The organism is Kribbella sp. NPDC049227 (assembly GCF_043197265.1).
Lineage (GTDB): Bacteria > Actinomycetota > Actinomycetes > Propionibacteriales > Kribbellaceae > Kribbella.
In genome coordinates, this window is the sequence record NZ_JBICST010000003.1 from 781,876 (window position 1) to 794,085 (window position 12,210).

9 protein-coding genes and 1 pseudogene are annotated in these 12,210 nt (G+C 67.4%); 7 read left to right on the forward strand and 3 right to left on the reverse strand.

What is annotated here, in order from left to right; translation table 11 throughout:
* The first annotated feature begins 31 nt into the window (after positions 1–31).
* Both polA and ACGFH6_RS15950 read left to right on the forward strand, forming a co-directional pair.
* Complete coding sequence (polA, locus tag ACGFH6_RS15945) at positions 32–2,746, forward strand: DNA polymerase I (protein ID WP_393384833.1); 2,715 nt, start codon at positions 32–34, stop codon at positions 2,744–2,746.
* 9 nt (positions 2,747–2,755) lie between these two features.
* Complete coding sequence (locus tag ACGFH6_RS15950; RefSeq protein ID WP_393384269.1) at positions 2,756–3,604, forward strand: hypothetical protein; 849 nt, start codon at positions 2,756–2,758, stop codon at positions 3,602–3,604.
* Here the strand turns inward: ACGFH6_RS15950 and ACGFH6_RS15955 are convergent.
* Positions 3,583–4,080, reverse strand: coding sequence for an NUDIX domain-containing protein (locus ACGFH6_RS15955; RefSeq protein ID WP_393384271.1), 498 nt, complete (start codon positions 4,078–4,080; stop codon positions 3,583–3,585). The genes ACGFH6_RS15950 and ACGFH6_RS15955 overlap by 22 nt on opposite strands.
* 230 nt (positions 4,081–4,310) lie before the next feature.
* On the opposite strand from ACGFH6_RS15955, the gene ACGFH6_RS15960 reads away from it, so the two are divergent.
* From ACGFH6_RS15960 to ACGFH6_RS15970, 3 genes are read left to right on the forward strand one after another with little or no spacing between them, the layout of a single operon-like run.
* Positions 4,311–6,041 (forward strand): extracellular solute-binding protein, encoded by a 1,731-nt coding sequence (locus ACGFH6_RS15960; protein WP_393384273.1) that lies wholly within the window; start codon positions 4,311–4,313, stop codon positions 6,039–6,041.
* Between the two features lie 5 nt (positions 6,042–6,046).
* Positions 6,047–6,979, forward strand: coding sequence for a carbohydrate ABC transporter permease (locus ACGFH6_RS15965; protein WP_393384275.1), 933 nt, complete (start codon positions 6,047–6,049; stop codon positions 6,977–6,979).
* Between the two features lie 4 nt (positions 6,980–6,983).
* The gene (locus ACGFH6_RS15970; RefSeq protein ID WP_393384277.1) at positions 6,984–7,958 is read left to right on the forward strand and encodes an ABC transporter permease; all 975 of its coding nucleotides are present in this window, start codon (positions 6,984–6,986) and stop codon (positions 7,956–7,958) included.
* Position 7,959: 1 nt separating this feature from the next.
* On the opposite strand, the gene ACGFH6_RS15975 is transcribed toward ACGFH6_RS15970, so the two are convergent.
* The gene (locus ACGFH6_RS15975; protein WP_393384279.1) at positions 7,960–9,225 is read right to left on the reverse strand and encodes an oligosaccharide flippase family protein; all 1,266 of its coding nucleotides are present in this window, start codon (positions 9,223–9,225) and stop codon (positions 7,960–7,962) included.
* A 43-nt stretch (positions 9,226–9,268) separates the two neighbouring features.
* Between ACGFH6_RS15975 and ACGFH6_RS15980 the strand changes: the two genes are divergently transcribed.
* Positions 9,269–10,969 (forward strand): hypothetical protein, encoded by a 1,701-nt coding sequence (locus tag ACGFH6_RS15980; RefSeq protein WP_393384281.1) that lies wholly within the window; start codon positions 9,269–9,271, stop codon positions 10,967–10,969.
* Positions 10,957–11,025 (forward strand): annotated as a pseudogene (locus ACGFH6_RS15985) (DUF2613 domain-containing protein); the annotation flags it as partial. The gene ACGFH6_RS15980 and the pseudogene ACGFH6_RS15985, both read left to right, overlap by 13 nt.
* Here ACGFH6_RS15985 and ACGFH6_RS15990 read toward each other — a convergent pair.
* Positions 11,009–12,190, reverse strand: a complete 1,182-nt coding sequence (locus ACGFH6_RS15990) for a glycosyltransferase family 4 protein (protein WP_393384283.1) — start codon at positions 12,188–12,190, stop codon at positions 11,009–11,011. The pseudogene ACGFH6_RS15985 and the gene ACGFH6_RS15990 sit on opposite strands and share 17 nt — an antisense overlap.
* Between the last annotated feature and the right edge of the window lie 20 nt (positions 12,191–12,210).

Here is a 12,210-nt window from a genome sequence, read left to right on the forward strand (position 1 = left end):
GTACGTGGCTCCAGAAACCAACACCTCGACGATGACCAAGGACGCTGGATCTGCGCAGGCCGGCGCAGCATCAGGCCGGCCGCGGATCCTGCTGCTGGACGGGCACTCGCTGGCGTACCGGGCGTTCTACGCGCTCCCGGTGGAGAACTTCTCCACCACCACCGGGCAGCACACCAACGCGGTGTACGGGTTCACCTCGATGCTGATCAACATGCTCCGCGACGAGCAGCCCACCCATATCTGTGTGGCCTTCGACGTGTCCCGCAAGACGTTCCGCTCCGAGCAGTACGCGGAGTACAAGGCGGGCCGGTCGAAGTCGCCGGACGAGTTCAAGGGTCAGGTGTCGCTGGTCAAGGAGGTGCTGGAGGCGCTGCGGATCCCGACCACGGAGATCGACGGCTGGGAGGCCGACGACGTGATCGCCACGCTCGCCACCCAGGCTGCCGAGCAGGGCTTCGAGGTGCTGATCAGCAGCGGTGACCGGGACGCGTTCCAGCTGGTCAGCGACGACGTCACGGTGCTGTACCCGAAGCGTGGCGTGTCCGAGATCGCCCGGATGGACCCGGCCGCGGTCGAGGAGAAGTACGGCGTCACCCCGCAGCTGTATCCGGATCTGGCCGCGTTGGTGGGGGAGCAGAGCGACAACCTGCCGGGTGTGCCCGGCGTCGGCCCGAAGACGGCGGCCAAGTGGCTGAACCAGTTCGGCTCGCTGAACGACGTGGTCGACCGGGTGAACGAGATCAAGGGCAAGGCCGGTGAGTCGCTGCGCGAGCACCTGGCCGGCGTGATCCGGAACCGGCAGATCAACGAACTGGTCCGGGACCTGACCCTCGACGTCACGGTGGACGACCTGGTCCGGGTGCCGTGGGACCGGGAGAAGGTGCACACGCTGTTCGACAGCCTGGAGTTCCGGGTGCTGCGCGAGCGGCTGGTCGCCGAGCACGAGGAGGTCGACGCGACCGTCGACCACGGGTTCGAGCTGGAGGGTGTGCAGCTGAAGCCGGGCGAGGTGGCCGCCTGGCTGAAGGAGAACGTGAACACCGGCGAGCGTGTCGGCGTCGCGGTGCAGGGCAGCTGGGGTCGCGGGACCGGCGAGATCACCGGCCTGGCGCTGGCGACCACGGCCGGTGCGGCTGCCTGGTTCGACCCGACCGCGCTGACACCGGACGACGAGGCCGCCTGGCAGGCCTGGCTCGCCGACCCGAAGCAGCCCAAGGCGCTGCACGACACGAACGGTCCACTGCTCGGCTTCCTGGAGCGAGGGTGGACGCTGGCCGGTCTGAGCTCGGACACGCAGCTCAGTGCGTACCTGGTCCGTCCCGACCAGCGGTCGTACGACCTGGCCGATCTGACCGTTCGGTACCTGAAGCGCGAGCTCCGCAACGAGGAGGCCGACAACGGCCAGCTCAGCTTCGACGACATCGAGGGCGGCCCCGCCGCGGACCACACGATGCTGCGGGCGCGCGCGATCGCCGACCTGGCCGACACACTCGACGCCGAGTTGGAGAAGCAGGCCGGTACGGCGCTGCTCGCGGACGTCGAGCTGCCGCTGATCGACGTGATCGCGAGCATGGAGCGCGACGGCATCGCGGTCGACCGGCCGTATCTGGAGGAGCTGGAGGCGCGGTTCGCCACCGGTGTCCGGGAGGCCGCGACGTCGGCGTACGACGTGATCGGCAAGGAGATCAACCTCGGCTCGCCGAAGCAGCTGCAGGTGGTGCTGTTCGACGAGCTACAGATGCCGAAGACGAAGCGGACCAAGACCGGCTACACGACCGACGCGGACTCGCTGCAGGCGTTGTTCGAGAAGACCGAGCACCCGTTCCTGGCGTACCTGCTGGCGCACCGGGACGCGACCCGGCTGCGGCAGACGGTCGAAGGGCTGCTGAAGACGATCAGCCCCAAGGACGCGCGGATCCACACCACGTTCAACCAGACGATCGCGGCCACCGGGCGGCTCAGCTCGACCGACCCGAACCTGCAGAACATCCCGATCCGGACCGAGGAGGGCCGCCGGATCCGGCAGGCCTTCATCGTCGGCGAGGGGCACGAGTCACTGATGTCGGCCGACTACAGCCAGATCGAGATGCGGATCATGGCGCACGTGTCGGAGGACGAGGGCCTGATCTCGGCGTTCAACTCCGGGATGGACTTCCACTCGGTGACGGCGTCGCGGGTGTTCTCGGTCGATACCGCTGAGGTGACGCAGGAGCAGCGGGCCAAGATCAAGGCGATGAACTACGGACTCGCCTACGGCCTATCGGCGTACGGGCTGAGCCAGCAGCTGAAGATCGGCGTGGACGAGGCGCGCGGGCTGATGGACGAGTACTTCGAGCGCTTCGGTGGCGTTCGCGACTACCTGCGCAGCATCGTGCTGGACGCCGGCAAGAGCGGCTACACCGAGACGATCCTGGGCCGCCGGCGCTACCTGCCCGACCTGACCAGCGACAACCGGCAGCGCCGGGAGATGGCCGAGCGGATGGCGCTGAACGCGCCGATCCAGGGCTCGGCCGCGGACGTGATCAAGATGGCGATGCTGAAGGTGGACGCGTCGCTGCGCGAGTCCGGCCTGAAGTCGCGGATGCTGCTGCAGGTGCACGACGAGCTCGTCTTCGAGATCGCACCGGGCGAGCGCGAGCCCCTCGAGGAGCTGGTCCGCCGCGACATGGGCCACGCCGTCGACATGGCCGTCCCGCTCGACGTGTCCGTCGGCATCGGCCGGACCTGGCACGAGGCCGCCCACTAGGACGGGGCGGTGGTCGAGCCGAACCGGCCGTTCCGCTGGGATCTGGTCCGGCCGGATCAGCTCGGCTCGTTGCTGGACGACGTCGGGGAGCCGAGCCTGTTCTTCCTCGACGACCTGATCGAGTGCGCCGCCCGCGTGCTGGCCCGGTGCGCGGACGGTGAGCTGTACTTCGTCGGCCGCTCGGTCGACAGCCTCTTCGACCTGCTCAGCGGTGCACTGGCCGACACGGACTGGAGCAGCCGCCTGCACTCGCTGCCGTTGTCGCTGTTTCGGGGCGACGGCCGCGACTTCACGCCGGCAGAGGTCCGCCAGTTGCGGACCAACCTGACGGCCGACGGGCTCGCGCCCGCCGACCTGATGCGCGGCCGCCCGACCGTCTTCGTCGACCTTGTCTTCGAGGGCTCGACGTTCGGGAACCTGTACGCCGTACTGCGCCGGTGGATCGACGACGACCGGGCACAGTGGGACGTCATCCGGCGGCAGCTGCGGTTCGTCGGGATCACGGCCCGGACCAAGACCAGCCCGAACACCTGGCGCTGGCAGCAGCACGCCGCGTTCGCCGCGGAGTTGCCGGCGGCGTCGATCCGGAACGTGTCGCTCGACGGCCGCCTGTGGTCGTACTTCGGCGACTACCAGCACAAGACGGCCGCGTCGTTCCGCCGGACCCGCTGGTCGGACCCGGAGGTCGCGAGTCCCTCGCGCGACCAGGACACCCGGTTCGCGCTGGCGCAAGCCGTCCGTGTGGTCGCGGCGGGGCGTACGGCGCAGGTGCGGCGCCGGCTGGCCGACCGGTTGACGCGGGAGCCGGCGATCAGCGACCGGTGGCTGCGCGACCTTCAGTTGGCGCTGCGGCGGTAGGTCGGGCCGGTCGCGAAGATCGGCATCGGGTCGGGGGAGAGGGCGTGCTGGATCAAGGTCAGTTCGTGGGGTGCCAGCGGCGGCAGATCGTCCAGGGGCCACCAACGGACCTCGAGCGACTCGTCGTCGTTGACGCGAGGCTCGCCGCGGAGCGGCCGGCAGCGGAAGCAGAGGTCGAGGAACTGGACCTGGTCGCCGTTCGGATAACTGGAGGGCGGCAGTGACTCGATGCTGACCAGGCGGTCGATCGCTGCCTCGACGGCGGTCTCCTCCTCGATCTCGCGGAGCAGTCCGACGGCGGGCTGTTCACCCGGCTCGAGAATGCCCGCGACCAGACTCCAGCGTCCGGTGTCGGCCCGGCGTACCAGCAGGACCTGGCCGGCGTCGTCGAGCACGACACCGGTGATGCCGGTGAGCCAGAGCAGGTCGTGCCCGATCTTCTCGCGCAGCTCGAGGATGAACTTGGGAGTGGTCATGTCCAGAACCCTATCGGTCACCTTCGCAAGAACCTGAGATCGGCCACGCAAGTTGGAAAGCGCTTGCACGTAAGACGCGGACAGTGACCGACCGATCTCGGTCGGTTGTCGCCGACGTCTTCCGAAGCCTCCGGATCTGTGCGATCCTCCACGAACGATCCGAGATCCTATCGGATATCTCATCATCTGCATCGGGAGGCGGGATGCAAGAAGACCTCAGGAACACGCCGGTGAAACGACGGTCCTTCGTCGCCGGCGGGCTCGGAATCGCTGCGGCGGCAGGCGGTAGCGGTCTGCTGAGTGGTTGTGGCTCCGATGACTCGGCGACCGGTGCCTCCGCCGACAGTCTGAGTGCGCCGGCGACAGAACTCGGCCGGAAGAAGACCGGCGTCAACTATCCGCCCGGGTACGTCGGTCCGGTCGCCCGCGAACAGCGCGCGATCGTCACCGAACCGGTCACCTTCACGATCGTCGTGCCGCAGAACCTGGCCGTCGGTGACTGGTCGAAGAACGAGTTCACCCGCTGGATGGAGCAGAACACCGGGATCAGGATCCAGTGGCGGCAGGTGGCCGGCAAAGGCGACGACCCCGAGACGATGACGAAGGTCAACGCGATGATGGCTGCCGGTGACATCCCCGACGCCTTCCTCGGCATCACCTTCACCCGCTCGCAGCTCTACCTGTACGGCGCGCAGAATCTCTTCGTCGATCTGACGCCGTACCTGGACAAGTACGCGCCCAATCTTCAGCAGGTGATGAAGGACTACCCCGAGGCGCGCAAGCTGATGGTGTCGCCGGACCGGGGCATCTACAGCTTCCCGGACATCAACGACTGCTACCACTGCCGCGCCTCGAACGGCCGCGCCCTGCTCAACACCGAATGGGTGCGCAAGGTCGGACTGGCGATGCCGACGACGACCGACGAGTTCCGCGAGGTGCTGACGGCGTTCAAGAAGGCCGATCTGGCCGGCGGCGGGAAGACGGTCCCGTTCGGCGGCTACAAGGACGCACCGCTGGACACCTTCTTCATGAACGCGTTCCTCTACAACCCCGGTGAGCCCTGGCTGGTGGTCAACGACGGCAAGGTCGAGGCGAACTACGTCAAGGACGAATGGCGAGAAGCCCTCAAGTACCTGCACGGCCTGTACGCCGACGGGCTGCTGGCCAAGGACATCTTCACCGCGAACGAGGACCAGATCAAACGGTACGGCGACGTCCCGGGCGGCCCGGTCCTCGGTGGCGCACGCGTCTACTACTGGGGCACGTTGATGACTTTGGATCTGGTGGATCCGAAGGCACGCTGGCGTCAGTACGAGACGATGACGCCGCTCGAAGGTCCGGCCGGGGTTCAGGTCGCTCCGTGGGACTACCTGGGCGTCGGTCTCGAGGTGTCCACGCTCGTGGTGACCCGCAAGTGCAGGCGTCCCGACCTGCTCACCCGCTGGGCCGACTTCCAACTGGACCTGGAGGTCATCCTGCGTTCGTACGCCGGTCCGGACTTCCGCTGGTCGGCCAAAGGCGACAAGGGCATCAACGGCAAGCAGTCGATCTACGGCTACGACTCGTGGAACACCGACGCCACCAAGGGCAAGACCTGGGACCAGTTCGGTGTGATGTACCGGTCCGGCGACTTCCGGCTGGCCGAGCGGGTGAACCCGCGGCGTCCGACGTTCGAGTCACCGCTCTACGAGCAGACCAGGGACCACATCTTCCCGTACCGGCAGCCGATGGAGCAGCAGTTCCCGCCGGTCACCTTCGAGGCCGACCAGGCCGCGCAGGACGCCGAGATCGGGTTGAACCTCAAGGGTGAGCTGACTTCGTCGATGGCCAAGTTCGTCACCGGCAAGCTCGACCCGTCCGACGACGGGCAGTGGCGTGACTACACCGACCGCATCAACAGGATCGGGCTGCAGCCCTATCTGGAGGTTCAGCAGGCCGCCTACGAGACGTACCAGGGGTGATGACGATGGCGACAGCAACAGCGACACCCACGTCGCAGGCCGGTGCGCCCGCCCCGGTCCGCGAGACTCGATCCGACCGGATCGTGATGATCTGCAACTACACCGCGCTCGGCCTGTTCACCCTGGCGGTCCTGTACCCGCTGGTCTACGTGGTCAGCGCCTCGCTCAGCGATCCGAAGAACGTTGTCTCCGGCAAGGTCTGGCTCTGGCCGGTCGGGTTCAGCACCGAGGCGTTCAAGGCGATCTTCGACTACGACTCGATCGTCAGCGGCTTCGGCAACTCGATCGTCTACGCGGTCGGCGGTGCGCTGCTGGCCACCGCGCTCACACTGCTGGCGGCGTACCCGCTGTCCAGGAAAGGGCTGCCGGGCAAGGGCATCGTGATGGCGCTGTTCGTCTTCACGATGATGTTCACCGGCGGACTGATCCCGACGTACCTGGTGGTGGACCGGGTCGGGCTGCTGAACACCCGCTGGGCGATGATCCTGCCGACGGCGATGGCGGTCTGGAACATGATCATCACCCGGACCTTCTTCCAGTCGACCATCCCCGAGGAACTGGTGGAGGCCGCGAAGGTCGACGGGTGCAGTGACTTCGGGTTCTTCTGGCGGATCGTGCTGCCGCTGAGCAAGCCGATCATCGCGGTGAACCTGCTCTTCTACGCCGTCGCGCAGTGGAACTCCTGGTTCAACGCGCTGATCTACCTGACCAACGAGCACCTGTTCCCGCTCCAGCTGGTGCTGCGGCAGATCCTGATCCAGAACGCCTTCGACCCGTCGCAGGTCCGCGACACCGCCGAGCTGATCCGGATGAAGGAACTCCAGGAGCAGCTGCGGTTCTCGCTCATCGTGCTCGCCACTATTCCGCCACTGCTGATCTACCCCTTCGTGCAGAAGCACTTCGTCAAGGGGGCCATGGTCGGCTCGTTGAAGGGCTGACGCCATGGCCACGGACACTCTGGTACGACGTACTCCCGCGCACAGCAAAGTCCGGCCGGCCAAGCAGGCTGCCGGTCTGGGCACCAGGATGCGCCGGCACTGGCAGCTCTACGCGATGCTGGCGCTGCCGCTGATCTGGCTGGCGATCTTCGCCTACTGGCCGATGTACGGCGCGATCATCGCCTTCAAGGACTACAACGTGGTCGACGGCATCTTCGGCAGCCGGTGGGTCGGGTTCAAGCACTTCGAACGGTTCGTCGAGTCGTACCAGTTCGCGCGGCTGATCAAGAACACGCTGATCCTGCACGTCTACGAGCTCGTCGCGACCTTCTGGCTGCCGATCCTGCTCGCGCTCGGGCTGAACATGGCCCGGCGCCGCTGGTACCGCCGGTCGGTCCAGCTGATCACCTATGCGCCGCACTTCATCTCGACCGTGGTCGTGGTCGGTCTGATCGTGGTGATCGTCGACCCGAACAGCGGCGTACTGAACCACTTCCTGGGCCTGTTCGGCGTCGGCCCGATCGACGTACTGAGCAACCCTGACTACTTCCGTCACCTGTACGTCTGGTCCGGCGCGTGGCAGACGATGGGCTTCTCGGCGATCATCTACCTCGCCGCACTGACCGCCGTCTCGCCCGAACTGCACGAGGCCGCGATCGTCGACGGTGCGTCCAGGCTCCGCCGGATCTGGCATATCGACCTGCCGGCGATCCGGCCGGTCGCGGTGATCCTGCTGATCCTGAACATCGGCTCGATCATGTCGGTCGGGTTCGAGAAGGTCCTGTTGTTGCAGAACACCCTGAACCTGCAGACGTCGGAGGTTCTGGACACCTACGTGTACAAGCTCGGCTTCGCCTCGCAGGTGCCGCAGTTCAGCTATGCCGCGGCGATCGGTCTGTTCCGATCCGTGATCGGACTCGCGTTGCTGGTGCTGGCGAACACCGTCGCGCGGAGGTTCGCCAAGTCCAGCCTCTGGTGAATCAGTTCGCGTCGGAGGCCTGGCGGTGGAGTCCTGCTGCCAGGCCGGCCGACAGCAGCAACGCGCACGCGCTGGTCATCGCGACGAGGACCTTCACGCCGTTCAGGCCGGTCGCGATGCCGGTTCCGAGCACGATTCCGGCGGCGAGCACGAGGACGGCGAGACCGACCCAGATCAGCAGCGCGGCCCGCTTCTCCTGCTGTGCGATCGCCGCATAGACAACGAGTTGCAGTACGGCGTACGCCGAGCCGGAGATCGCGAACAGCCAGGTGTACGGGCCGAGCGGTGCGTACTTCTCCTCGCCGCCGATGATCGCCACCACCAGATCCGGCAGCAGCACCGTGCCGATCACCGTGCAGAACCCGAGCGCGGCGACGGCCTGGATCGCGCGTCGCAGCCGCACGGTGTCGCCCGGCGAGCTGGCCAGTGTCGGGAACACGACCACGATGACGAACTGCGGCAGGAACAGGCAGGCCTTCGCCACGATCACACCGGCCGCGTAGTACCCGCTGTCCGTGCCGTCGAGGAGCGCCCGGGCCAGCAACACATCCACGTTCGCGATGACGAAGAACGCCAGCAGGGTGTGCGTGCCGTGCACGGTCTCCCGCAGTACCTCCTTGATGTGCTCGGACGTCGCACCGGACGATCCACGCAGCAGGAAGGCACCCAGCAGAGTCGGTACGGCGGCACCCAGGGTCAGACCGATCATCGCCGAGTCGAGCGATGGGTGGATCAGCAGCGCACCGCCACCGAACACCAGGCGACCCACACCGACCGCGGTGTAGACAGCCGCGAGTTCGGTCCAGCGTTTGCTGCCCTGCAGTACGCCGAGCTCCGAGCCCATCATCGTCAGGCAGCCAAGTGTGGGCGCGAGGAGCAGGACCGGGAGCACGGAGTCGATGTGCAGCAGCCACATGAACAGCGGGGTGGCCACGAGCAGGACCGCGGTGAGCCCGAGTGCTCCGCGGCGGCCTGCCTTGACCAGCGCATCGGCCAGGGACGCCGTGCTGTCACCGGGATGGGTGGCGATCATCCGGGCGCCGGTCGCCTGCAGACCCAGTGAGGCGACGTTGCCGATCAGCAGCAGCCCGAGCAGGGCGGTGATGGCGCCGAACTCCTCCGGGGTGAGCCGGCGGGAGCCGAGGATCGTGAAACCGTAGGCGGCCACGTTCATGATGGCCATGCCGACAGCAACGACCGTGGCGCCGCGCAGGAATGCCAACCGGGGTGCCATGGGCTCTTGCTCCGGAGTGGTGTCTGAACTCATGCTCTACTGCCTCAGGTCGCAAGCGCCGGGTGGGGAGGTGGTCATGTCAGAACGTGCACTGCGCGTCCTGCCCTGGTTGTGGCCTGTCCTGCTCACCCTTTTGATCACTGCTCCGCTGCTCGCTCCGGGCTACGTGGTCGGCTACGACATGGTGTTCGTGCCGGACCTCACGGTACGGCTTGACCTGTTCGGTGTCACAACGGCCATGCCGCGAGCAGTGCCGTCGGACGTGCTGGTCGCCGTACTGGACGAGCTCACCGGCGGCCAGTTGCTCAACAAGCTCGTGCTGGTAGCCGTCCCGCTACTCTCCGGCCTCGGTCTGACCGCACTCTGGCGTGAGCTCCGGCTGGGCGGTGCACTGCCCCGCGCCGCGGCCGCCACCCTCTACATGTGGAACCCGTTCGTCGCCGAACGACTCCGCCTCGGCGCTTGGGCGCTCCTCCTCGGGTACGCCGCTCTGCCGTGGCTGGTGCGATCCGCACTGCGACTGCGCAGGGGAGAGGGATGGCCGGGCTTCGTGCTCGCCGCCGCCGGCTGTGCGCTCACCGCGTCCGGTGGAATCACCGGACTGCTCGTCGGTGGCTTGATCCTGCTGTGGCGACCACGGGTGAAGTCGCTGTGGCCATTGGGTGCGGCAGTCCTGCTGAACGCGCCTTGGCTGATAGCGGGCCTTGCGCACACAGGCAACGCGACCACCGATCCGGACTCGGTCACCTCGTTCGCGGCGCGCAACGAGGGGTATGGGGGAGTGCTGCCCACTCTGCTCACGTTGGGTGGGATCTGGAACGCAGATGTTGTGCCGGGCAACCGGGGTGATCTGCTGCCGGTCATCTTCGCCTTCGTCCTGCTGGTCGCCTCCGTGATCGGTGTCGTGTTGTGGTGGCGACAGGACCTGGTGGCGAAGGCTCTGGTGGTGGCGGCGGTGATCGCACTGCTCCTCGGCCTGGCCGGTGTGGTCGCATCCGGAGCCTTTGCTCAGGTTGTCGCTCACGTCCCCGGCGCCGGCCTGTTCCGTGACGGCCAGCGCTATCTCGGACCGCTCGCACTGCTCGAGTCAGTCGGTTTCGGTGTCGCGCTGGCCGTCGCCCTGGAGCACGTTCGCCTGTACCGAATCGTCGGCATCACCGCGATGCTGCTGCCGATCGCCGCGCTGCCGGCCCTCTCCGGCGGCGGGGGACTGAAGGTGTCGCACTACCCGGCCGATTGGGAGCAGGCACAGCAGGCCGTCGCGGGGCGGTTCGTCCCCTGGCCGTTCGAGTCCTACCGGGCACCGTCCTGGAACGGGCGGCGACCACTGCTGGATCCGATGCCGCGGTACTTCGTGCAGCCCTCTGTGGTCCCGGACGAGTTGATCGTCGGGGGTCACCGATTGGCCGGTGAGGACCCGAGCGCGCGCGAGGTGGCCACCGCGATCCGGTCGGCGGTGCGCGACAAGACGGATCCGACGCCCGCGTTGCTGCGGCAAGGTGTCGGTTGGCTGGTCGTCGATCGTGAGGCGGGTGGACCGACTCCACCCAGCCTCATGCCCGGCCTGACCGAGGTGTTCTCCGGCCCGACCGTGACGGTGTACCGACTCCCCGGAACGCCTGCTCCGCGACCCCATGCGCTCTGGCGGACCATCGTCGTACTGGCTGCCTGGGCGGCTGCGGGAATGACCTTGATCGCCGCTCTGGTCTCGGTGGTCCGGCGTTGTTACTCTTCGGTTCACTTGACCGGGAGGGGACACAGTTCATGGGATCACTGATCGGTGCGGCACTCGCCGTACTCGCCGGGCTGGCGGTTGCTACCACCACGGTTGTCGGGGTGGTGCAGTCGGTGCAGGAGGACCCGGCGCCGCCGCCGGCCGGGCAGACTCCGGGGGACATACCCGGCGTCGGCTACGGCTCGAAGTAGACAGCAGCCGGTCGAAGGACAGTGCGGCCGCGCACCAGGTGAAGTTGTCCGCACCTGCGACCGCACCGTCCGACAACCGTCGCCGCAGCTCGGTGTCCTGCAGCAGCAGGGTGATCGCCGTACTGAACTCGTCCGGGGTGTCCACCAGGACGCCGGTCACTCCGTCGTGCACGGATTCCGTCGGACCGCCCGCGCTCCGATAGGCCACCGTCGGTACGCCGTGACCCGCGGCCTCACCGACGACCAGACCCCAGCCCTCCTTGAGGCTCGGCAGTGCCAGCACCCAGGCCTCGTCGTACGCCGCGTGCTTGTCGTCCTCACTCACATGTCCGGTGAACTCGACCGCCTCCTGCAGACCGCGCTGGTCGACGTACTCGCGCAGTGAGTCCTCCCACCAGCCCGAGCCGACGACGACCAGGCGCGCGTCCGGCAGCACCTTGCGTGCCTCGGCGATCGCGTCGACGGCGTGCTCGAGTTGCTTGTGCGGAACGATGCGGCCGACGCAGACCACTGTTGGTACGGCGGCCCGCGGTCGCTGCCGTGATGGCGCCGGATCGGTGCCGTTGTGGATCACGGTGATGTCGGCAACCCCCAGTCCGGCGAGCTCGTCGCGTGAGGCCGACGACACGGTCACGTACCGGCAGTCGTCGTACAGCTGTGGTGCGACGCGCGATTCCAGCCACCATCCGAGCCGGCCGCGCCAGCCCGGGTACACCACCTGCCACTGCTCCTGGTGCACGTGATGCACAAGGACGACGACGCCGGCACGACGTACGAGGCGGGTAAAGAATGGCAGTCCGTTCTGCACGTCCACCACGCGGTCCGGGCGGTGCAGCCAGGTGTGCAGGAGACCGCGCAGGTACACCGTGACCTTGGTACCGCGGTACAGGTACCGCACCTCGTGGCGACGCGCTTCACGCGGACTGCCCGGGTACGCCGCGCACAGCACCGTCACCGACCAGCCCAATGCGGCAAGGCCTCTCGCCACCTCCTCCACATAGCGCTCTGAGCCTCCGCCCTCAGGGTTCGTCGTGTCCCGCCAGTTCAGCATCAGCACGCTCTGAGCACGCACCTCGTCAACCCCACCCCTCC